A 22,543-nucleotide genomic window follows, 5' to 3' on the forward strand; every position below is an offset into this window, starting at 1 on the left:
GCGTGCCGGCGGCCATGAGCCAGCGTGGAGGCATGCGGTAGAAACGAGATGTCCATGAAGAAAATTCGTGTTTTATGTGTCGACGACTCCGCTCTGGTGCGTGGATTGATGACGGAAATCATCAACGGAAAGCCCGATATGGAAGTGGTCGCCGTCGCGCCGGACCCGCTGGTGGCGCGCGAGCTCATCAAGCAGCACAACCCCGACGTGCTGACGCTGGATGTCGAAATGCCGCGCATGGACGGCCTGGACTTCCTCGAGCGCCTGATGCGCCTGCGCCCCATGCCGGTCGTCATGGTGTCCTCCCTGACCGAGCGCAATTCCGAGGTCACGCTGCGCGCCCTCGAGCTGGGCGCCGTGGATTTCGTCACCAAGCCGAAGCTGGGGCTGCGGGACGGACTGATGGAATACGCGGACATCATCGCCGACAAGATCAGGGCCGCAGCGGCATCCCGGCCACGCCAGGCCCCGAAGGAGCGCGTCACGACGCGCCTGGCCATGGCGCAGCCGTTCTCCACGACGGAGAAGCTCATTCTCATCGGCGCCTCCACGGGCGGAACCGAGGCCATTCGCCAGGTGCTGGAGCCCTTGCCGGCGAACAGTCCAGCCATCCTGATCACGCAGCACATGCCGGCCGGCTTCACGCGTTCGTTCGTGCAGCGGCTGGACAATCTCTGCGCGGTACAGGTGCACGAGGCGGAGGACGGACAGCGGGTGCTGCCAGGGCACGTCTACCTGGCGCCGGGAGGGGTGGCCCACATGAAGCTGGCCAGGTCGGGCGCCAATTACATCGTCCAGCTGGAGGACAGCGAGCCGGTCAATCGCCACCGGCCGTCGGTCGACGTACTGTTCCATTCCGCCGCCAAGGTGGCGGGCAAGAATGCGGTCGGCGCCATTCTTACCGGCATGGGCAAGGATGGCGCGCAGGGGCTGCTGGCCATGCGCGAGGCGGGAGCCGTCACCTTTGCACAGGATGAGGCCAGCTGCGTGGTGTTCGGCATGCCAAGGGAAGCGCTGCACATCGGTGCGGCCATGGAGGCGGTTCCCCTGTCGCAGATGAGTGAACGCATCCTGGCAAGCGCGGGAGCCTATGGACATCGTGTTTGAATTTTCCTTTTTACCGGAGAGTGCCAAGTGGTACAGAAAAACATAAAGATTCTGGTGGTCGATGACTTTCCCACCATGCGTCGCATCATCAGGAACCTGCTCAAGGATCTTGGTTTCGAAAACGTGGAAGAGGCCGAGGACGGCGCCATGGGCCTGGACAAGCTGCGCAACGGCAATTTCGATTTCGTCGTGTCCGACTGGAACATGCCCAATCTGGACGGCCTGAGCATGCTGCAGCAGATCCGGGCCGATCCTGGTCTTTCCAAGCTGCCCGTGCTCATGGTGACGGCGGAGGCGAAGAAGGAGAACATCATTGCCGCGGCGCAGGCTGGCGCCAACGGCTACGTGGTCAAGCCGTTCACGGCGGCGACGCTGGAAGAAAAGCTGAACAAGATCTTCGAAAAACTGGGCGGATAGGGAGGCCGTATGGAGCATGCCGATTTTCCGGCCAGCAAGGCAGTGGATGACAATGCGGATCTGATTCACCGCATCGCGCAGTTGACGCGCATGCTGCGCGAAAGCATGCGCGAACTGGGGCTGGACCAGGCGATCAAGGATGCCGCCCACGCCATCCCCGATGCGCGGGACCGCCTGCATTACGTGGCGCGCATGACCGAACAGGCGGCCAACCGGGTGCTGAACGCGGCGGAGGAAGTCCAGCCGTTGCAGGACGATCTGCAGAAGCGGGCCAAGACGCTGGACGAGCGCTGGCAGCAGTGGTTCGATGCGCCGGTGGAATTGCCTCAGGCCCGCGCTCTGGTGGACGACACCCGCGGCCTGCTGGCCGATGTCCCGTCGTATACACAGAAGACCCAGAACAATCTGCTCGACATCATCATGGCGCAGGATTTCCAGGACCTGACCGGCCAGGTCATCATGAAAATGCTGGGCGTGGTGACCGCCATCGAAACCGAGCTGGTCCAGGTGCTGGTCGACAGCGTGCCGCAGGAGCGCAGGGAAGAAGCGGCGGCCTCGCTCATGAACGGTCCCGTCGTCAACCCGAACAAGACGGAAGTCGTGACCAGCCAGGACCAGGTGGACGATCTGCTGGACAGCCTGGGCTTCTGAACGGTTCCGGGACGCCGGGCTTGCCGCTCGCATCAAGGACGGCAGGGTTGCTGCCGCAGGCCGGAGTTCTACGACGAATAAGCTGACTTTCCGGCGTCAGCTTGCCGGATCGCGCCATGGGCAATGCTTTTAGAATCGCAGCTACTTTCTGGTGTTGCGATCAATGGCAGAGGATAGCGATCTCGAAAAAACCGAACCGGCGTCACCTCGCCGCCTGGAAAAGGCGCGCGAGGAGGGTCAGGTCGTCCGTTCCCGGGAGCTCAACACCTTTTTGCTGCTTGCCGCGGGGGTCGCCGGCCTGTGGTTCACCGGCGCGCATCTCTATCGCGAACTGAGCGGAGTCCTGCATTCGGGGCTGTGGTTCGATCCCAGGGCGGCCACGGATACCTCCGTCATGCTGGCCGTTGCCGCCAGTTCGGCATTCCAGGCGCTGCTGGCGCTGCTGCCCTTGTTCGTGCTTCTGGCGGTCACGGCCGTACTGGCATCCGTGCTGCTGGGCGGCTTTCTGCTGTCGGCCAAGGCGCTGGAGCCCAAATTCGAGCGCATGAACGTGCTCAAGGGCCTCAAGCGCATGGTGTCGGCGCAGACGCTGGTCGAGCTGATCAAGACCCTGGCCAAGGCGGCCCTCATCGGCAGCATCGGCGCGAGCGTCATCTGGCACTATCACGACAGGATGATCGCCTTGATGCATGCCACGGCGTCCGAGGCGCTGACGTCGGGCATGGAGCTGGTTGCGCTGTGCTGCGGGCTGATCGTCGCATCCCTGCTGCTGGTCGTGCTGATCGACGCGCCGTGGCAGCTGTTCAGCCATTTCAAGAAGCTGCGCATGTCGCGCCAGGATGTCAAGCAGGAACATAAGGAAAGCGAGGGAGACCCCCATGTCAAGGGGCGGATACGCCAGCAGCAGCGCGCCATGGCGCGCCGCCGCATGATGGCGGAGGTGCCCAAGGCCGACGTGGTCGTCACCAACCCTACGCATTACGCTGTCGCGCTGTCCTATGCGGAGGGCGGAACCGGCGCTCCCAGGGTGGTCGCCAAGGGAACCAACCTGATAGCGGCGACCATACGCCGCCTTGCCGAGGAAAACCGCGTGCCGGTGCTGCATGCTCCGCCGCTGGCGCGGGCGCTGCATGCCCACGTCGAGCTGGGCAGGGAAATTCCGGTGGAGCTGTACTCCGCCGTGGCCAGGGTGCTGGCCTGGGTATATCAACTTAAGCGCTGGGAAACGGGCGTCGGCTCGGCTCCGGATGCGCCGGGCGACCTGCCGGTGCCGGCCGGCTTCGATCCGCTGCAGGCGAAGCCGTAAAGCAAGGAATACGTGGTAATGAACAATCTCCTGGTCATGCTCAAGCTCAACGGATCGGCGCAGGCCCGCCTGATGGCGGGTCCCGTGCTGATCTTCATGGTGCTTGCCATGATGGTCCTGCCGTTGCCGCCGGTCATGCTGGACCTGTTGTTCACGTTCAATATCTCCTTGTCCATCATGATCCTGCTGGTGGCCATGTTCACCAAGCGGCCGCTGGATTTCGCGGCCTTCCCGGCCGTGCTGCTGTTCGCCACGCTGCTGCGCCTGTCGCTCAACGTGGCTTCTACCCGCGTCGTCCTCATGGAAGGACACAAGGGGCCGGATGCGGCGGGCAAGGTCATCGAGGCGTTCTCGCATTTTCTGGTCGGCGGCAATTTCGCGGTGGGCGTGGTGGTGTTCGTGATCCTGGTGATCATCAACTTCATCGTCATCACCAAGGGCGCGGGGCGTATCGCCGAGGTGGGAGCCAGGTTTACGCTGGACGCCATGCCGGGCAAGCAGATGGCCATCGATGCCGATCTCAATGCCGGCCTGATCGGCGAGGAAGAAGCCCGCAAGCGGCGTACCGAGGTGGCCCAGGAGGCCGAGTTCTATGGCTCCATGGATGGCGCCAGCAAGTTCGTGCGCGGCGATGCCATCGCCGCCATCCTCATCCTGGCCATCAATATCGTAGGCGGCCTGTTCATCGGCGTTGGCCAGCACGGACTCAGTTTTGGGGACGCGGCGCACGCCTATGTGATGCTGACCATCGGCGACGGCCTGGTAGGCCAGATCCCCGCGCTGGTGATCTCGACCGCGGCCGGCGTCGTGGTCGCGCGGGTGGCGACCGAGCAGGACGTTGGGCAGCAGATCGTGGGGCAACTGTTCAGCAATCCCAATGTACTGTTCCTGACGGCGGGCATCCTGGGCATCATGGGGCTCATTCCCAATATGCCTCACGTGGCGTTTCTGTCGCTGGCGCTGGCGCTGGGCGCGGGCGGCTGGGCGCTGCGCCGCAGGCAGCAGGAGGAACTGCAGCAGCAGGAGCGCGCTCCTCAGGAGCAGCAGGAGGCCGTCGAGGCAGCAGCAGCCGAAGCCAGCTGGAGCGATGTCGCCATGGTGGATCCGCTGGGGCTGGAGGTGGGCTACCGTCTCATTCCGCTGGTGGACCACAACCAGAACGGAGAGCTGCTGCACCGCATCCGCAGCCTGCGCAAGAAGTTCGCCCAGGATGTCGGCTTCCTGCCGCCTGTGGTGCATATTCGCGACAATCTCGAACTCAAGCCGAACGACTATCGCATTCTCCTGTCGGGCGTGGAGATCGGCCGGGGCTCGGCAACGCCGGGCCAGTGGCTGGCCATCAATCCGGGCGGGGCGGCCATGCCGCTGGACGGCGAAGCCACGACCGATCCGGCCTTCGGCCTGCCTGCCGTCTGGATCGATGTCGCCATGCGGGAACAGGCCCAGATCGCAGGCTACACCGTGGTGGACGCAGGCACCGTCATCGCCACGCACCTGAACCACCTGATGCACAGGTTCGGCTCGCAACTGCTGGGCCGCGCGGAAGTCCAGCAATTGCTGGATCATGTGGGCCGGGACCAGCCGAAGCTGGTGGAAGACCTCATTCCGAAGACACTGTCGCTGTCCGCACTGCACAAGGTACTGCGCGGGCTGCTGCAGGAAGAGGTGCCCATACGCGACATGCGCACCATCATAGAGGCCGTGACGGAGCATGCGCCCAGGCTGGCCGCGCTGAACCAGGCAGGCACCGGGCCGGATACAGCGGAGCTGCTGGCCTTGACGCGGGTGGCGCTGGGGCGGGCCATTGTCCAGCACTGGTTCCCCGGAGACGGGGAGATCCGCGTCATCGGCCTGGATCCCGGGCTGGAGCGCGTGCTTTCCCAGGCGCTGACCACCAGCGGCGCGCTGGAACCGGGTCTGGCCGATACGCTGCTGGGAGATACGCAAAAAGCGGTGGAACGGCAGGAGATCAATGGCGATGCGGCCGTGTTGGTCACGACACCGCAATTGCGCCCGTCGCTGTCGCGCTTCCTCAGGCATCACTTGCCGCAGATGGCGGTGCTGTCGAACGCGGAAATACCGGATGAGCGGGTGATGCGCTTTACTGCATTGATTGGTGGAAGGGAATGAATATCAGCCGTTTCTTTGGAAGCACGAACCGGGAGGCCATGCGCCAGGTTCGGCTGGCACTGGGCCCCGATGCCCTGATCGTATCGAACAAGCGCGTCAATGGCGGTGTCGAGATACTGGCGACGGATCCAACGTCCGCTGCCCGGATCGAGGCGAAGGCGGATGCGCCCGCGCCGACGGCGCCCGGATTTGCGCAGGGCGCCGCTCAGTCCATGCCCGCCGATGTCATGCAGGCGATCGGCTCGCTGAAGGGAGCGCTGGAAGGCCGTATCGACGAACTGGTATGGGGCAGCCATCTGAAACGGGCGCCGCAGGCCGTGTCCTTGTTCCAGGCCCTGATGGGGTTCGGTTTCAGTACAGCATTGCTGCGCGCTATGCTCAAGCGGCTGCCGGAGCATCTGGCGGCGGGGCCAGCGTTCCAGTGGGCCAGGCAGGAGCTGGTCAAGCATTTGCCGGTGCTGGCGTCCGAGGAAGAGTTGTGGCGGCCCGGGCTGGCGCTGGCCGTGGTGGGGCCGACGGGCGTAGGCAAGACGACGACGCTGGCGAAGCTGGCCGCCAGGGCCGTCCGGCGCTTCGGCCCCCAGGGCGTCGTGCTGGTCACCACCGACACCTATCGCATCGGCGCTCATGAACAGCTGAAAATCTATGGGCAAATCCTCCGCGTTCCAGTGCATGTGGTGCAGGATGCGGAGCAGTTGGCGCTGGTCGTGCGCGGCACGGGCCCCGACAGCGTCATCCTCATCGACAATGTGGGCATCAGCCAGCGCGACCGCTATGTGGCTGAGCAGGCCGCCATGCTGGCTTCCGCGGGACGCGACGTGCGCCGCCTGCTGGTGCTGAACGCGGCCAGCCATGGAGATACCCTGGACGAGGTCGCTCGCACCTATCGCAACGATGGCGGCACGCCGTTGGCGGGCTGCATCATCACCAAGCTGGACGAAGCGGCCAGGCTGGGGGCGGTGCTGGATACGTGCATACGCTATCAACTGCCGGTCCACTATGTATCCGATGGGCAGAAAGTACCGGAGAACCTGCATTTCCTGTCCGCGCTCGATCTGGTGGACAGGGCGCTTGCCGACGCTTCCGCCGCCAGTGCGCTGTATGCGCCGACCGGAGCGGACCTGGCGGCCCTCATGTCGGTAGAGAGGAGCAGCGCGTCCAGGCCCGATGTCGCTGCCAGGGCCGGCCGCCAGCGTCTGCTTTCCGGATTCCTTGCTGGAGGCCTGGGTAGCGCAGGGGCGGCGGGCGATCAGGTCCTGCAGCGGGTTTGCGACTATCTGGATTCCCAGCCGGCCTGCAGGCAGGCTTTCGAGGCCTGGCAGGCGTTTCGCGACGGGGCTGCCGCGGCTCCGGGTAATGGTGCGGCGGCGAGGCATGCCTACAAGACGATCCAGGTCGAGATGCGCCAGGCCGGCCGCGGCGACGAGGGCATCGTGCTATCGCATGCCGACTTCAATGTTGGCGGCAGGCAGGGGCGCGGACGCATGAGCGCCAGCCTGGCCTATGGCCTGTCGCAGGGCGTGCTGGGCAGTCCGCTGCAGCAGGTGCGCTTTGCCAGCGGCTGGCAGTCGTCCAACGGTTTCGCCGGGATCGAGCCGCTGACGTCGTCGCAGGCCTTGCTGGAAGATATCGACTGGTATCAGGCGCAGCAAAGCCAGTTCCCGGTATTGCACCTGTTCGACGGCGGCACACAGGCGTTGTGGCGCCAGTTGCAGGAGCATGCGGATGTGCTGTGGGGAGCGCAATGCCCGGCCGGCGCGAGATTCGTTCATGAGGAAACGGTGACTACCGCCGGCGCCCTGGCCAAGGCATGCGGGTATCATCCGGTCGGCAGGCATGACGCGGAGTCCACGCTTTCCGGGATGGCTGGCGGGTCCGCGCGCGCCTTGTGGGTGGGCATGCAGGAGGTGGGCTTGTCTTCCAGGCGCGCTGCCGCGCAGGACCTGCGTTTGCATCATATGCGCCTGCAGCGGGAAGACGGGGGCGGCGCGGGAGCGACGCAGCTGGCGTCGGTGCTTGCGCCGGCCGATGTCGCCCCGGGCATGCTGGCCAGGGCTGTACTGATGCGCCAGGAGCAGCGCTGGGTGCTGCGCGCCATGCCGGCGTTCTGGGAAGTGTTCGCGCGGACACGACAGGAGTCGGGGCCGCTCGACAGGGCGTATCTGAGCGCTGCGATGGGAGCGGCAGCCTGGCAACTGCTGCATGGCCCGGAGTCGTCCGCCGCCCGGCAGGTTCTGGCGTTGCCGGAAGAAAAGGCGTGGACCGTGGCTCAGGTGGCGGAAGGGATGCTGCGGCTGTTTGCCGTCAAGGCGCTGATGGGCTGAAACCTTGCCTCAGCCTGCCTTGATACTGGTTTTCGAGGCGCTGCTTTGGCGGGCGCGGCCGGAGGCGTCGTAGAGGGGCAGATCCTGGCCGGCCAGGATGCGCAGCTCGTTCATGGCCTGCTGGTTGTATTTCAGGTAGGCGTCGATCACGATGCCGTTGTCTTCGTTGATTTCGTGCGCCTGCTGCGCGGCCTGGGCCAATGCGTCGATGGCGGGGTTCAGGGCGGGGTGGTCCTGGCGCAGCCTGGCGTTGCTGGCGTCCTTGTCCTTGTAGCCCAGCTCTTCGTAGATGGCGTGGCGGCTGGCTGCCGAGGCCGAAAGCTGCTGCGCCAGCGTGTTCTTGCTTGCAGTGGTGGTGTTCAGGGCGTCGCCCACGGCCGGAGTGGCCAGGACTTCGGCTTCTTTCTGCAGGATCGCAATGAATTCCCGCATCAGCGCTGTTTCGGTGGCGAACAGTGATTCGAGTCTGGAAATGGCGCTGTGTGTCATGGCTTATTTCAGTAGTTCGCGGGCGCTGGCGATCAGGCCGTCGGCGATGCGGGATGTGTCGATCTTCAGTTCGCCGGCTTCGAGCGCGGTCCGGATTTCGTTGACGCGGTCGATATTGACGTCGTTTTCTCCGCTGTGCAGGTTGGATAGCTGCAGGGCGGCGGAACTGATGTCCACGCTGCTCTTGCCCGAGGGGGCATTGCCCGGTCGAGCGGCAGCCGGACCGGCGGCCTGCTCTGCGCGCGTGGCGGCGCCAGTGCCTGGCAGCGGGTTTTTCGGTGTGTTAGTGCTGACTTTCAACATGCTCTCCGGAGTGGCGGAATGGCGGCCGTTTGGGGCTGTCTGCCGGCGGGGCGGCGCATGGCGCCGCGACTATTATTCGCATTCAGCAGAAAATTGGTGTTTCCCACGATTTTAACTGACCAGGAAATGCGCATTGGCTGGAACTATTACGTCAGGTGTCCGGAATAGTTTAGGGAGCGGATGCCTGCGCCGGCGCAGTGGTCGCGGCCAGGATCTGGCATGGGAGGCTACGCCGGGAGCAATGGCCGGCATCAGGGCACCTGGATGGTGGTGGCGTCGATCACGATTCCTGTGATGACCTGGCCGGACGAGGTTTTTACCTGGATATGGCTGCCGGGGGAGCCGGTCTGCAGCGCCTGGCCTTCGCCGGTGATGAAAAAGCCGTTTCCCCTGAATTCCGTGCGCACGTGCGATCCGCGCATGACGGATTGCGGGTCGCGCAGGGCGCTGGTGCGTATGCTGCCTCCGACGGGGATACGCTGCGTGGCGACATAGCCGACGACATTGGAGGGATCGGTGGCGATGCCTGTGGAGAGCCGCAGAAGATCGCTTTCCACCGCATGCAGATCGTCCAGGGAAATGACTTCGCCGGGGTTGATCTGGCGGTTGGCGACGTAGTGGAAGCCGGGCAGGCTAAGGCTGGCGCGTACGAGCACGGTCCATTGCTGCGGCGCCAGGCAGCGGATGCGCACCGACATTTGCGGACGCAGCCTGGCGCCCGCGGAGAACGAGGGCTGCAGCAGGCTGCAGGCGGGATGCTTGCCGGTATCGGGAGGCTCCACCGCAACCTGCAGCTGGCCCTGGTAGGGGTTGGGCTGCTCGAGCAGGGTCTGTTCCGCGAGCTGGATGATTTCCTGGGGGTCTTGCGACCCGGCATGCGCGGCCGGCAGGCACAGCAGTGCAAGCGCGGCGGCATGGAAACGCAGGAGCGGAGCAATCGGATTCGGCATGCGCTCATTTTAGTCAGGCGCGCCACGCCGCATTCCGGGAACTGGATCGGAAATATCGGTCTGTTTTGCACTTTATGGATGCGCGGCCGACTTTACTATCACATCACTGATGAACAATGCCTCCCACGCTGCGCCTGCGGCTTGCTGCCCTCCCGAGGAGGGCGCTTTTTACCTAGGGGCGGCCCGGCAGTAAAAAGGGCGCAGCCCGGTTCCAACGTTTCACGGATACGAGTCCATGATCGACCGCCTTTCGCAAGACCTGAATTTCTACCAGTCGGCCCTGGGGTTGCGGCATCAGCGCCAGGAAGTCCTGGCCGCCAACATCGCCAATGCCGATACGCCGGGATACAAGGCGCGCGATTTCGATTTTGCATCGGAGCTGCGCAAGGCCACGGGGCAGGAAGCGGGCGTGCCCCCGGTTTCCCTGGCGCTGACGTCGGCGCGGCACATTCCCGCGCAGGCGTCGGCGACCCAGGTCGAGACTCTGCAATACCGGCAGCCGGTACAGCCCAGCCTGGACGGCAATACCGTCGAGATGGATGTCGAGCGCGTGCAGTTCGCCGACAACACCATGCGCTATCAGGCGGATCTCGCACTGATATCGCAGCGCCTGCGTTCCATGCAAAGCGCACTGCAGCAGTAACAAAGAACAGGATAGGACGGGAAAAGCATGAGCACGCTGAATATTTTCCAGATCGCCGGATCGGCCTTATCGGCCCAGTCGCAGCGCATGAACGTGGCGGCCAGCAATATGGCCAACGCCGATAGCGTGGCAGGCCCCGACGGCCAGCCCTATCGCGCGCGCCAAGTGGTGTTCAGCATGGAGCCCATGGCTGGCCAGGGATCCATGCCTGGCGTCGGCGGCGTCAGCGTGGCGGGCGTGACGCAAAGCGAGGCGCCGGCGCGCATGCAGTACGACCCGCACCATCCCCTGGCCAACGAACAGGGGTACGTGACGATGTCGAACGTCGATGTCGTGGCCGAGACGGTCAACATGATTTCCGCCTCGCGCTCGTACCAGGCCAATGTCGAGGTCATCAACACGGCCAAGAGCCTGATGACGCGCACGCTCTCCATCGGACAATGAACGCAGCGGCCGGCAGGCGCGAACCCATAGGGCGCCAGCCTCTGAGCCACGGGATTCCAGGACGGACAAACGGCAAATGACGACGATCACTTCTCCTTATGCGGACACGACCAGCGCCGCGATGGGCATGGCGAACGCCAGCACGCAGAGCCTGATGGACAGCACGCAGGACCGCTTCCTGACGCTGCTGGTCACCCAGCTGCGTAACCAGGATCCGCTCAACCCAATGGACAACGCCGAGGTGACTTCGCAGATCGCGCAGCTGTCCACGGTCAACGGCATCAATCAGCTGAACAATACCCTGCTGGCGCTGTCGGGCCAGATGAATGTCTCGCAGTCCATGCAGGCGGCCAATCTGATAGGCAAGGCGGTTCTGGTACCGGGCGACAAGATTCGCCTCGGCAGCGATCCTTCCGATCCTTCCGTCAAAGAGGCGACGCCGTACGGTGTGGATCTGCTGGCGCCTGCGGCCAAGGTCACGGCGAGCATCGTCGATGCCTCCGGCCAGGTGGTGCGCCAGATCGATCTGGGCAAGCTGGACGAAGGCGTGCATTCGTTCACCTGGGACGGCAAGGGCGAAGGCGGCGCGGATGTCGTCGATGGCGCCTACAGCGTGCGCATCGTGGCGCTGGACGCGGACGACAAGCCGGTATCCGCCTCTGCGTTGACCTACGGCAAGGTGTCCAGCGTGGCCTACTCATCGAGCGGCCTGCGCGTGGACATGGGCCTGGCCGGATCGCATTCCCTGCTGGACATTCGCAAGATCATGTAAAGACAACGCCGCACGGCATGCGCCGCCGCGGCATGAACGTATTTGCTCACAGAGAGGTAAACCATGGGTTTCGGACAAGGACTCAGCGGCCTGAACGCTGCGGCGCAGGACCTGGACATCATCGGCAACAATATCGCCAACTCCGGCACGGTAGGCTTCAAGTCGTCCTCGGCTTCGTTCGCCGATGTATACGCCAGTTCACGCGTCGGCCTGGGCACCCAGGTATCGCGCGTCAACCAGCGCTTCACCATCGGTACCGTGGCGGGCACGGGCAACCAGTTCGACATGGCCATCGACGGCCAGAAGGGCCTGTTCCGGCTGGTGGATGCCAGCGGCGCCGTCCTGTATTCGCGCAACGGCGAGTTCTTCCCGAACAAGGACCTGCAGTTGGTGAACGCGCAGGGGCATCGGTTGACGGGTTATGCCATGAATGCGGACGGGACTCCCGGCAATACGCTGATCCCGATCAATGTGCCTGTGGGCAATATCGATCCGGTGGCGACCAGCAACATCAAATTCCAGACGAATCTGGACGCTGATGCCAAGCCGATCGATGGCGCAACCATCCCGTTCAGTTCGAGCGACCCTGCGTCTTTCACGCAGTCCTATCCGCTGGATATCTATGACTCCCTGGGCAACAAGCATGTGCTGACGCAGTACTTCGTCAAGCGCGATGCCATTGGCTCAGAAAGCGTCTGGGATGTGTATTACGAGAGTTCTACGTTGGATGGCCTCCCGGACTACACGGATCCTGCGACGGTTCCACAGCAACTGCGTTTCAGCGATGCCGGCGTGCTGACGACCCCGACTGCGACGGTCGGTATTTCCGCGACGGTGCAAACGGCCGGCAGCGGCTCTCCGGCCGCAGCCTTGGATATCGCCATGAACTACGCCGGCTCCACGCAGTTCGGCAGTCCATTCGCGCCCAACTTCACCGTGGACGGCTATGCTTCGGGCGAGTACGCCAGCATGTCGATCGGTGTCGATGGAGCCATCCAGGCCAATTACACCAATGGCGCGACCAAGAAGGTCGGCTATATCGCGTTGGCCGACTTCAATAACCTGCAGGGCTTGCAACCGGTCGGCGGCAATGCCTGGATCGAAACCGCCGCATCCGGCCAGCCCATCCTGGGCACGCCGGGTACCAACGGGCTGGCGCAGCTCAAGGGCCAGGCGGTCGAGCAGTCCAACGTCGACATGAGCCAGGAACTGGTCAAGATGATCATCGCGCAGCGCACCTACCAGGCCAATGCGCAGACCATCAAGACGCAGGACCAGATCCTGCAGACGCTCATCACGATGCGCTGAGGCGGCGGGGCATGGATCGCATCATCTATACCGCCGCAGCGGGCGCCGCCCGCACGCTGGAGCAGCAGGCCGTCATCAGCAACAACATGGCCAATGCCAGCACGGCGGGCTTTCGCGAGCAGCTGGCGCTCAACCGCGCCGTGCCCATCGTGGGCGAGAACATGGCGCACACGCGCGTCAGCACGGTAGCCACGACGCCCGGCACGCGCATGCAGCCCGGCGTCATGGCGGAAACCGGGCACGCGCTGGATGTGGCGATCCGCGGCGAAGGCTGGTTCGCGGTGCAGACGCCCGAGGGCGAGGCCTATACCCGCGCCGGAGAGTTCGCCGTCAATGCGGAAAACCTGTTGGTCACGCAGACCGGGCGCCCGGTGCTTTCCGCGGATGGCGCTCCCATCGAGATTCCCGAGCGCGGCACGCTGACGTTCGGTGTCGATGGCGCCATCAATGTGCTGGGAGCGGGCGAGAATCCGCGCGAGATCCAGATGATCGGCCAGCTCAAGCTGGTGAATCCGCCCGAAGAGCAACTGGTCCGAGGCGACGACGGCCTGTTCCGCCTGCCGCAGGGCGCGGCGGCGCCGGCCGATCCTGCGATCGGCGTTGTGTCCGGTTTCATCGAGAAAAGCAATGTCAGCGTCGCGGAGACGATGGTTGGCATGATCAACAACGCGCGCCGCTTCGAAATGCAGATGAAGGTCATCCGCGATGCCTCGGGCAACGAAGAGCGCGCCAACTCCATTCTGTCGACCAACGGCTGACCGCCGTCGACCTAGCATAAAGGAATACCCATGATCCGTTCTCTCTGGATTGCCAAGACAGGCCTGGAATCGCAGCAGACCAACATGGATGTGATTTCCAACAACCTGGCCAACGTCAACACCACGAGTTTCAAGCGCGGCCGGGCCGTGTTCGAGGATCTCATGTACCAGACGGTGCGCCAGCCGGGCGCGCAGGTCGGCGACGCCAATCAGCTGCCTTCCGGCCTGCAGATCGGCACGGGCGTGCGCACGGTGGCGACGCAGCGCATCCATTCGCAAGGCAACCTGCGCGAGACCGGTCAGCCGCTGGATATCGCCATCCAGGGCCATGGCATGCTGCAGGTCGAAATGCCCGACGGCTCCTTCGCCTATACCCGCGACGGCAGCCTGCAGACTGACCAGAACGGCCAGTTGGTGACGGCCGGCGGCTATCCCATCCAGCCTCCCATCAACATTCCCGACAATGCGCTGGAAGTCACGATCGGTCGCGACGGCACGGTATCGGTGACCCAGCCGGGCGCGGCGGGCACCAGCGTGCAGGTGGGACAGCTGCAGCTCAGCACCTTCATCAATCCCACGGGCCTGCAGAGCATGGGCGAGAACCTGTACGTCGAAACGGATGCATCGGGCCCCGCCAACTTCGTGCAGCCGGGACTGGACGGCGGCGGACTGATCATCCAGAAGTACACCGAAACTTCCAACGTCAATGTGGCCGAGGAACTGGTCAACATGATTACGACCCAGCGCGCCTACGAAATGAACAGCAAGGCCGTGCAGACGTCCGACCAGATGCTGGCGCGCCTGACCCAGATCTGAGCCATGATGATGCAGCAACTGCGCCGCCGCGTTTTTTTCCTGCCTTTCATCGTAATGGCAGTGCTGTCCGGCTGCGCCATGATTCCGCCCGAGCCTATTGTCACGGGACCGCTGACGGCGACGCCTCCCATGCAGGCAATGACTCCCGTCGAGGCCAATGGAGCGATCTACCAGCCGACGGCCTATGGCAACTATCCGTTGTTCGAGGATCGTCGGCCCCGCAATGTGGGTGACGTGGTCACCATCATCATCCAGGAACGCACGAACGCCGCCAAGAACGTGGCAACTTCGACCAATCGCACCGGCAGCGGATCCCTGGACTTCGGCCTGGCGCCTTCCTTCCTGCCCGGCGATCTGGGCGCCCGCCAGAATTTCGATGTGGAAGGCGGCAACCAGGCGAACGGGCAGGGAAGCTCGCGGGCGGACAATACTTTCTCGGGCACGCTGACCACGACGGTCGTGGGCGTGCTGCCCAACGGCAATCTGCAGCTCGCGGGCGAAAAGCAGATCGCCATCAATCGCGGCAGCGAGCATCTGCGCTTTTCGGGCGTGGTGGATCCGCGCTCCATCACGGGTTCGAATACCGTGCTTTCCACGCAGGTGGCCGATGCGCGCATCGAGTTCCGCAGCAAGGGCGTCATGGACGAGGTCCAGACCATGGGCTGGCTGCAGCGCTTCTTCCTGAATATTTCCCCGTTCTAGCATGTACAAGGTCATGACCATATCATTCCTCCGGCGGGCTCTGGCCGTTCTGGCGTTCCCGCTGCTGTTCGCGGGGCATGCGCAGGCGGACCGCATCAAGGATCTGGCATCCATCCAGGGCGTGCGCGACAATCCGCTGATCGGATACGGGCTGGTAGTGGGGCTGGACGGCAGTGGCGACCAGGTCAGGCAGACGCCGTTCACGCAGCAAAGCCTGACCAATATGCTGTCGCAGCTGGGCGTGACGGTCCCGCAAGGCACCAATATGCAGGTCAAGAACGTGGCCGCCGTCATCGTGACGACGAACCTTCCCGCATTCGCCAGGCCGGGCCAGTCGCTGGACGTCGTGGTTTCCTCCATGGGCAATGCCAAGAGCCTGCGGGGCGGCACGTTGCTGATGACGCCGCTCAAGGGGGCGAACGGGCAGGTCTACGCCATTGCGCAGGGCAATCTGCTGGTCGGAGGCGCGGGGGCGTCCGCTGGCGGCTCCAGCGTGCAGGTGAACCAGCTCAACGGCGGCATCATCACCAATGGCGCCATCGTGGAGCGCAGCGTGCCTACCACTTATGCCCGCGACGGCATCGTCCACCTGGAAATGAATACTGGCGACTTCGGCATCGCGCAAAGCGTGGCGACGGCGCTGAATGCGCAGTTGGGCGCGGGGATCGCCCAGGTGGTCGACGGCCGGGTGGTCAGGCTCAATGGCCCGATGGACCCCGCGGCCCAGGCGGATTTCCTGTCCCGGGTGGAGAACATCCAGGTGAAGCTGCCGCCGGCCAGGGCCAAGGTCATCATCAATGCGCGCACGGGCTCCGTGGTCATGAACCGCACCGTCACCATCGAGGAAGCCGCTGTCGCCTACGGCAATCTGTCGGTCATCATCAGCCAGCAGGCGCAGGTCAGCCAGCCCGATACGCCGTTCGGCGGCGGGCAGACCGTGGTGACGCCCAGCACCCAGATCGAGATGCGCAGCGACCAGGGCGCATTGCAGCGCATGAGCACCAGCGCCAACCTGGCCGATGTCGTTCGCGCGCTCAATGCGCTGGGCGCGACTCCCCAGGAGCTGCTGTCCATCCTGCAGAACCTGAAGAGCGCGGGCGCATTGCGCGCCGATCTCGAAATCGTCTGAGGTCCGGAGCAAGTCATGTCATATGCCTATTCGATCACCCGTCCTTCCGATGCGGACTCCGCGCTGGAATTCGGGCGTCTGGACGCCTTGGGGCATTCAGTTCGCTCCGGAGTAGGCAAGGGATCCGAGGCGGCCCAGGAAGAGGTCGCGAGGCAGTTCGAGGCTTTGCTGATCCAGCAGTTCCTGAAGCAGGCGCGGCAGGCATCCGCCGGCCTGCACGATTCGCCCTTCGAAAGCGATCAGACACGCATGGCCCAGAGCATGGGCGACGAACAGCTCGCCTTGCAGCTGGCGACGCCTGGCATGGGGCTGGCTCAGGCGCTGCTCGACCAGATGCGCGGCCATGGCGGGCCGGTAGCCGCGTCGTCGGGCATTGCGTCGCCGGATGCCGCAGCGCAGCCGTCCCGGGATACGGCGAAGGCCGGGCAGGATACGGATGGCCGCCGCATCGATGCGCCGTCTCTGACGGCGCTGATCGAACAGCTCACCTCCCGCATTCCGGTGGTGGGCGCGGCGTTTTCCGCCATACAGGGCGCGCCGCGCCATATCCAGTCGTTCGTGTCGCGCATGACGGATGCCGTGCAGACGGCCGCGGAGGGAAGCGGCATCCCTGCCAAGCTCATCATGAGCCAGGCGGCGCTGGAGTCCGGCTGGGGGCGGCGCGAGATCAAGCATCCCGACGGAAGCACCACGCATAATCTGTTCGGCATCAAGGCCGGCAGCCGCTGGACGGGCAAGGTGGCCGACATTGTGACGACGGAGTACGAAAACGGGCAGCCGCGCAAAATGGTGCAGACATTCCGCGCCTATGACTCTTACGAAGAGGCGCTTGCCGACTATGCCGACCTGATCGGCAACAGCCCGCGCTACAGCGCGGTGACGCAGGCGGCGACGGCGGAAGAGGCGGCCAAGCGCATCCACGAGGCGGGCTATGCCACGGATCCTTCCTATAGCGACAAGCTGATTTCCATCATGCGCTATCTGGAAGAGGGCGGCCGGCCCGCGGCCGCGGGAGGAAAGGCTCCTGCCGCGGTGAACCTGGCGATGCTGGAGCGCTGAGCGTATCCCGGCTTCGCAAAGGTAAAGAATGGCAGCCGCTTGCCGTTAACCATGTGTGCGCGGGCCTCCCTGCAACAGGCGCCCGCTGAAATGCTCTGAGGCGAATTGTCCATGAATCTAGCAAATCTCGGTCTGGCGGCGATGAATGCGGCGCAGAACCGCCTGAATACCGCGGGACACAATATCAACAATGCCGATACCGATGGCTATAACCGCCAGCGGGTCATCACGGCAACCGCGGGCGCCGTCAACATGGGCTCCGGCTACATCGGCCGCGGCGTCGAAGCCGTGACGGTGCAACGTTCCTACGACAACTTCCTGTATCGCCAGCTGGTCAGCGCCCAGAGCGGCGGCGCGGCGCTCGTCAGCTATGGCAACGAAATCACCCAGGTCAACAATCTGTTCGCCGACAATACCACGGGCATTTCTCCCGCGCTGCAAAAATTCTTCGCCGGCATGAATGCCGTGGCGTCCTCTCCTGCCGATCCGGCCGCGCGCCAGGAACTGCTGGGCCGCGCCGCAAGCCTGGTGGGGCAGATCAACGACACCAACGCCTTCCTGGATTCCCAGCGCGGCAACATCAATACGCAGATCACGACGGTCGTTACCCAGGTCAACAGCTATGTCGAGCGAATCGGCGACCTGAACAAGCAGATTCTTTCCGCCAAGGCCAGCTCGTCCGGCCATGCACCCAACGATTTGCTGGACCAGCGCGACCAACTGGTGTCCGAACTCAATACCCTGGTCGGCGTCAAGGTGGTTCCGCACGGCGACGACACCATCAGCCTCACCATCGGCAACGGGCAACTGGTGCTGGGAGGCAATACGGTCTATCCGCTGCAGGCGGTGCAGTCGGCTTCGGATCCGACGCGCACGGTCGTGGCTTATTCCACTGTCGATGCATCCGGCAATATGTCGCCGGTCGAGATCGACGAGTCCTACATCACGGGCGGCAGTCTCGGCGGCCTGGTCAAGTACCGGCAAGAGGCGCTGGACACCGTGCAGAACGACCTGGGCCGGATGGCTGCCGGGCTGGCCATTGCGATCAATGAACTGCATGAGAACGGCGTCGATGCCAACGGCGCGGACGGAGTGGCATTCTTTACGCTGGGACAGGCGACGGCGATTCCCCATCAAGGCAATAACGGTGCGGCCAGCATCAAGGCCGAGCTTACCGGAGCCGAGCAATTGACGGGCAAGGATTACCGCATCACATTCGAAGGCGGTAATTACAATGTTGTGCGTCTCCCCGGCAGCACCGTCATTCAAACGGTTTCAGAGGCCGATGCGGCTGCCAATGGACTGGAAGTCGAGGGGCTGACGCTCAGCTTCGAGGGCGGCGCTCCGCAAGCGGGCGATACCTGGCTGTTGCAACCCACGCGCGCCGCGGCGGGCAGCATCGGGCTGAACCTGACGGATCCCGGCCAGATCGCGGCAGCCGATGTCGACGGCGGTTCCGCCAACGGCAATAACGCGCTGGCCATGGCCGGCCTGCAGGAAAAGAAAGTCCTCGCCAACGGCACCATGAGCATGAACGAGGCCTTTTCCCAGGTGGTCAACAAGGTCGCGGTGCTGGGGCAGCAGAATGCCACGGCGGCCAAGGCGCAGTCGTCCCTCATTCAGCAGAACTACGCGGCACAGCAGGCAGTGTCGGGCGTCAACGTCAACGAGGAGCTGGTCAACCTGGACCGTTACCTGGAGCAGTTCCGCGCAGCTTCCCGCATGATCGACGTCAGCTCATCGTTGTTCGACACGTTGCTGAGCCTGCGCAACTGATGCTTGCGGCGGCCGGGGAGTTCCCGGCCGGACCTTTGCCTTTGATTACTGTTTACCCGCATACGCCAGATCAACTACCGGAATTTCCGCCATGCGTATCAGTACTTCCCTGTTCTTCCAGACCGGCCTGAATTCGCTCAATGCGCAGCAGGCCGATCTTCTGCACATCTACCAGCAGGTCGGCAGCGGCCGCCGCATGGTGACGCCCTCCGATGATCCGCTGGCGGCTGCGCAGGCCATCAATATCAGTCAGTCCCAGTCCATGAATGAGCGCTACGCCGCCAATCGCGGCGTGGCGCAGCAAAGCCTGGGCATCGAAGAAGAAACCCTGAATTCGGTGACCGTGCTGCTGAGCGATATCAAGCGGGAACTGGTCAACGCCGGCAATGGCACGCTCTCCGACGCGGACCGCCGCTCCCTGGCGGGCGTGCTGCGCAGCGCCAAAGAGAACATGCTGGCGCTGGCCAATGCCACCGATGGCAATGGCCAGTATCTGTTTTCAGGCTTCCAGGGCAGCCAGCAGCCTTTCGACTCGAACGGCGTATGGCAGAACTTTGCCGGAGATCGCCTGGTGCAGGTCGACCAGACGCGGCAGATCGATGGCGGTGACCTGGGTTCCGATGTGTTCGCGCGCGCGACGCCGGGAACGCAGAAATACCTGACGACCGCGAATACGGGCAATACCGGCACTGCCGTCATCAGCACGGCATCCATCACGGATCCGGCCGGCAGCAATGTGGGCAACCGCTTCGAGATCGCATTTTCCGCCATCGATCCGGCGGATCCGGCAGCGGGAATGGAATATACCGTGACCGTCAAGGATCCGGCCGGCGCAATCGTCGGCACGCCAACGACATCGGCCTACGACGCTTCGGCGGGCACCACGCTGCAGTTGCCCGGCGGCGTCAGCATTCGCCTGGAAGGTCAGCCCGCCGATGGCGACAGTTTCAATGCGGATCCGGCCAGGGAGATGGGAACCGCAGAGCTGAACATATTCGCCTCCTTCGACAACATCATCGAGGCGCTCGAGTCGTCGACCAACAACAACACTGATGCGGCCGTCCTGGCCTCACTGCGCAATGAGCTGGCCACCGCCATCCAGCGCTTCGACGTGCACTACGACAATGTTCTGACGGTGCGCTCTTCGGTAGGCGCGCGGCTGGCCGAACTGGATTCCATCGACTATGCCGGCATGTCCCGCAATCTGGGCTACAGCAAGCAGCTCGCGAGTCTGCAGGACCTGGATTACAACACGGCGACGACACAGCTGCAGCTGCGCAGCGCGGCTCTCGAAGCCGCGGCACTGGCTTTCCGCAAAATTCAAAGCGCCAATCTGCTGGCGATGAGGGGTAATTGATGACAACGCATGCATCGGGTTTCCCGGGATTGGGAAGGTGGTTCGGCCTGTGGGTCGCGGTTCTGTCACTGCCCGCGCTGGCGGCGATAGCGCTGGGATGGTATTGGCTGCAGGACGGTGCGGGGGCATCGCTGCCAGGATACTGGCAGTACGCCTTCGGCGGACTGCTGGCGCTGACGTGTTTCCTGGCCCTGGTCGCCGGCGTGTTCTTCAACCGCGCGGTGCTGCGGCCCTTGAGGAGCCTGTCGCGGCACGTCGAGGCGATCGCCTCGGGTGATTTGACGCAGCGGATCGAGCAGACTGCCGCCAGCGAAATCGGCGCCGTGCACGCATCGCTCCGGCGTCTGCAGGACAGCCTGAGCCGTCTGGTGCATGGCGTACGCAACGGCATGGCCGGAATCTCGTCGGGCACACAGGAGCTGGTGGCGGGCAACGCGGACCTCGGCAGCCGGACGGAGCAGCAGGCCAGCGCATTGCAGCAGACTGTTGTCAGCATGGAACAGCTGTCCACGACGGTCAGGCAGAATGCCGACAATGCGCGCCAGGCCAATCAGCTGGCCAGCATGGCCTCGGATGTGGCGCATCGGGGGGGCAGCGCCGTCGGCGAGGTCGTCGCCACGATGAACGGTATTTCCGACAGTTCCCAGAAAATCGCCGATATCGTCGGTGTCATCGACAGCATTGCGTTCCAGACGAACATCCTGGCGCTGAATGCCGCCGTCGAGGCCGCGCGCGCCGGCGAGCAGGGCAAGGGATTCGCGGTCGTGGCATCGGAAGTGCGTGCGCTGGCGCAGCGCAGCGCGCAGGCGGCAAAAGAGATCAAGACGCTGATCGAGGATTCCGTGCGCAAGGTGTCGGAGGGATCCGGACAGGTCGAGACGGCCGGCGCCACCATGCAGGAAATCGTGGAATCCGTCGCCAGGGTGACGGACATCATGGGCGAAATCTCGGCAGCCACGACGGAACAGGCCAGCGGCATCGAAGAGATCAACCGCGCCATCGCCAGCATGGACGAAATGACGCGGAACAATGCAAGCCTGGTGCAGAAGGAAGCCCTGGCGGTTTCCAGCCTGGACAAGGATGTGGCGCAGGTGTTCCAGGCGGTATCGGGTTTTCGCGCGCTCGAAGGGCAGGTCATCGACGTAATGGCTTCATTGCCCCAGGCGGCGCCTGTGGCGGCGGTGGGGCTGGCGAGCAAGAGGGCCGGCGCTGAAACGGCGGCGCGCAGGGCGACGGCGGCTTCCGGCGCAGCGGCGCAAGCGCGTTCCGCCATTGCAAGGCCCGCGCCCGCCAACGGGAAGAAAAATGCGGCGCTTGCCCAATCCGGATCCGAAAAAGGCGCTGTGACTGGAATGAAGACGGCGGCGCCCGCCAGGCAGGCTGCGTCCCACGCTTCAGGCAAAGAGCATGCGTCGGCATTCATTGGCGCCGTGCCGGCGGCCCAGGCGCAGCGCCCGCCGCGCAAGCCGTCGCAACCGGTGGCCAGTGACGACGATTGGGTCGAATTCTGATGGGGCAGGCGGTTTCCCGGCGGTCGCGCTTTTCCGTGCTGCCGGCCGGATGCCGGAAATGGCTGGCGTTGCCGGCCTTGCTGCTGGCGGCCGGCTGTTCCGGCAGCGCGATTCCGCTTAGCGGCGGCAGCCTGGGGGCGCTGCAGCCTGGCGTTACGACGCTGGCCCAGATCAGCGAAAGCCTTGGCGCAGATCCCGTGGCGGTCTATCGGGAGGCGGAAGGGCCGTTCATGGCGCGCTGGGCGTCCGGCGCCTCATTGGTCACCGATGCATTGTATTGGCGCCAGGAATTGTGGATCGCCTTCGATGCGGATGGACGCTATCGCCGAGTCGTGAATACGGTCAATATTTCCAGGCCAGGGGAAGTACAGGAAGCGGCGGCGGTCTCTTCCAGCGGGGCTTCTCTGGCGCCGGGTCCAGGCCAGGCGCCGCATGCGCCCGGCGGAGATATGTCTCTGGGCGGGCCGCTGGGCAGCCTGGGATCGCAACCCGTCGATTCGCCCGTGGCCGTGTTCCCGGTGGATGCCGGCGCGCGCCAGGCCGGGGACGCAGTCCGATAACACAGGGGGGAATGGCTGCGGTCTGTCCGGG

General features: G+C 64.3%; 22 protein-coding genes. 19 read left to right on the forward strand and 3 right to left on the reverse strand.

Annotated elements, in window-relative coordinates; genetic code table 11:
• Window positions 1–54 precede the first annotated feature (54 nt).
• The 6 genes from EV686_RS08830 to flhF all read left to right on the forward strand — a co-directional run bounded on the left by EV686_RS08830 (window position 55) and on the right by flhF (window position 7,935).
• Entirely contained in the window at window positions 55–1,107 is a 1,053-nt protein-coding gene (locus tag EV686_RS08830; protein WP_132475772.1) for a protein-glutamate methylesterase/protein-glutamine glutaminase, read from the forward strand.
• Window positions 1,108–1,134: 27 nt separating this feature from the next.
• Complete coding sequence (cheY, locus tag EV686_RS08835) at window positions 1,135–1,524, forward strand: chemotaxis response regulator CheY (RefSeq protein ID WP_132475775.1); 390 nt, start codon at window positions 1,135–1,137, stop codon at window positions 1,522–1,524.
• A 9-nt stretch (window positions 1,525–1,533) separates the two neighbouring features.
• On the forward strand, window positions 1,534–2,175 hold the full coding sequence (cheZ, locus tag EV686_RS08840; RefSeq protein WP_132475778.1) for a protein phosphatase CheZ: 642 nt from the start codon (window positions 1,534–1,536) through the stop codon (window positions 2,173–2,175).
• Window positions 2,176–2,338: 163 nt separating this feature from the next.
• Window positions 2,339–3,481 carry a flagellar biosynthesis protein FlhB gene (gene flhB, locus EV686_RS08845; RefSeq protein ID WP_132475781.1) on the forward strand — a complete coding sequence of 381 codons (1,143 nt, stop codon included), beginning with the start codon at window positions 2,339–2,341 and terminating at the stop codon, window positions 3,479–3,481.
• An 18-nt stretch (window positions 3,482–3,499) separates the two neighbouring features.
• Window positions 3,500–5,611 (forward strand): flagellar biosynthesis protein FlhA, encoded by a 2,112-nt coding sequence (gene flhA, locus EV686_RS08850; RefSeq protein ID WP_132475784.1) that lies wholly within the window; start codon window positions 3,500–3,502, stop codon window positions 5,609–5,611.
• Window positions 5,608–7,935 (forward strand): flagellar biosynthesis GTPase FlhF, encoded by a 2,328-nt coding sequence (gene flhF, locus EV686_RS08855; protein WP_132475787.1) that lies wholly within the window; start codon window positions 5,608–5,610, stop codon window positions 7,933–7,935. The genes flhA and flhF overlap by 4 nt, the downstream gene beginning before the upstream one ends.
• A gap of 9 nt (window positions 7,936–7,944) precedes the next feature.
• Here the strand turns inward: flhF and EV686_RS08860 are convergent, their stop codons facing one another.
• The 3 genes from EV686_RS08860 to flgA form a co-directional block, all read right to left on the reverse strand.
• Entirely contained in the window at window positions 7,945–8,424 is a 480-nt protein-coding gene (locus tag EV686_RS08860; RefSeq protein ID WP_132475790.1) for a flagella synthesis protein FlgN, read from the reverse strand.
• 3 nt (window positions 8,425–8,427) lie between these two features.
• Window positions 8,428–8,727, reverse strand: coding sequence for a flagellar biosynthesis anti-sigma factor FlgM (flgM, locus tag EV686_RS08865; RefSeq protein ID WP_132475793.1), 300 nt, complete (start codon window positions 8,725–8,727; stop codon window positions 8,428–8,430).
• Between the two features lie 251 nt (window positions 8,728–8,978).
• The gene (flgA, locus tag EV686_RS08870) at window positions 8,979–9,677 is read right to left on the reverse strand and encodes a flagellar basal body P-ring formation chaperone FlgA (protein WP_132475796.1); all 699 of its coding nucleotides are present in this window, start codon (window positions 9,675–9,677) and stop codon (window positions 8,979–8,981) included.
• 235 nt (window positions 9,678–9,912) lie between these two features.
• On the opposite strand from flgA, the gene flgB reads away from it, so the two are divergent.
• From flgB to EV686_RS08935, 13 genes are all read left to right on the forward strand, one after another.
• Entirely contained in the window at window positions 9,913–10,320 is a 408-nt protein-coding gene (gene flgB, locus EV686_RS08875; protein ID WP_132475799.1) for a flagellar basal body rod protein FlgB, read from the forward strand.
• Window positions 10,321–10,347: 27 nt separating this feature from the next.
• A complete protein-coding gene (gene flgC, locus EV686_RS08880) occupies window positions 10,348–10,764 on the forward strand; it encodes a flagellar basal body rod protein FlgC (protein WP_132475802.1) in 417 nt (138 codons plus the stop codon).
• A gap of 76 nt (window positions 10,765–10,840) precedes the next feature.
• Window positions 10,841–11,536 carry a flagellar hook capping FlgD N-terminal domain-containing protein gene (locus EV686_RS08885; protein WP_132475805.1) on the forward strand — a complete coding sequence of 232 codons (696 nt, stop codon included), beginning with the start codon at window positions 10,841–10,843 and terminating at the stop codon, window positions 11,534–11,536.
• A gap of 63 nt (window positions 11,537–11,599) precedes the next feature.
• The gene (gene flgE / locus EV686_RS08890) at window positions 11,600–12,844 is read left to right on the forward strand and encodes a flagellar hook protein FlgE (RefSeq protein WP_132475808.1); all 1,245 of its coding nucleotides are present in this window, start codon (window positions 11,600–11,602) and stop codon (window positions 12,842–12,844) included.
• Window positions 12,845–12,855: 11 nt separating this feature from the next.
• Window positions 12,856–13,602 carry a flagellar basal-body rod protein FlgF gene (gene flgF / locus EV686_RS08895; protein ID WP_132475811.1) on the forward strand — a complete coding sequence of 249 codons (747 nt, stop codon included), beginning with the start codon at window positions 12,856–12,858 and terminating at the stop codon, window positions 13,600–13,602.
• A gap of 30 nt (window positions 13,603–13,632) precedes the next feature.
• A complete protein-coding gene (gene flgG, locus EV686_RS08900; protein WP_132475814.1) occupies window positions 13,633–14,418 on the forward strand; it encodes a flagellar basal-body rod protein FlgG in 786 nt (261 codons plus the stop codon).
• Window positions 14,419–14,424: 6 nt separating this feature from the next.
• Window positions 14,425–15,120 carry a flagellar basal body L-ring protein FlgH gene (locus tag EV686_RS08905; RefSeq protein WP_377748291.1) on the forward strand — a complete coding sequence of 232 codons (696 nt, stop codon included), beginning with the start codon at window positions 14,425–14,427 and terminating at the stop codon, window positions 15,118–15,120.
• Window positions 15,121–15,133: 13 nt separating this feature from the next.
• Complete coding sequence (locus EV686_RS08910) at window positions 15,134–16,249, forward strand: flagellar basal body P-ring protein FlgI (RefSeq protein ID WP_165972555.1); 1,116 nt, start codon at window positions 15,134–15,136, stop codon at window positions 16,247–16,249.
• A 15-nt stretch (window positions 16,250–16,264) separates the two neighbouring features.
• Entirely contained in the window at window positions 16,265–17,308 is a 1,044-nt protein-coding gene (flgJ, locus tag EV686_RS08915; protein WP_132475820.1) for a flagellar assembly peptidoglycan hydrolase FlgJ, read from the forward strand.
• Between the two features lie 111 nt (window positions 17,309–17,419).
• Window positions 17,420–19,084, forward strand: coding sequence for a flagellar hook-associated protein FlgK (flgK, locus tag EV686_RS08920; RefSeq protein WP_132475823.1), 1,665 nt, complete (start codon window positions 17,420–17,422; stop codon window positions 19,082–19,084).
• Between the two features lie 91 nt (window positions 19,085–19,175).
• Window positions 19,176–20,441, forward strand: a complete 1,266-nt coding sequence (gene flgL / locus EV686_RS08925; RefSeq protein WP_132475826.1) for a flagellar hook-associated protein FlgL — start codon at window positions 19,176–19,178, stop codon at window positions 20,439–20,441.
• Window positions 20,441–21,952 (forward strand): methyl-accepting chemotaxis protein, encoded by a 1,512-nt coding sequence (locus tag EV686_RS08930; RefSeq protein ID WP_132475829.1) that lies wholly within the window; start codon window positions 20,441–20,443, stop codon window positions 21,950–21,952. Before flgL ends, EV686_RS08930 begins: the two co-directional genes overlap by 1 nt.
• A complete protein-coding gene (locus EV686_RS08935) occupies window positions 21,937–22,512 on the forward strand; it encodes a hypothetical protein (protein ID WP_132475832.1) in 576 nt (191 codons plus the stop codon). The genes EV686_RS08930 and EV686_RS08935 overlap by 16 nt, the downstream gene beginning before the upstream one ends.
• Window positions 22,513–22,543: the final 31 nt, after the last annotated feature.

It is taken from the genome of Paracandidimonas soli (assembly GCF_004342005.1).
In the GTDB taxonomy this organism is placed as follows: domain Bacteria; phylum Pseudomonadota; class Gammaproteobacteria; order Burkholderiales; family Burkholderiaceae_B; genus Paracandidimonas; species Paracandidimonas soli.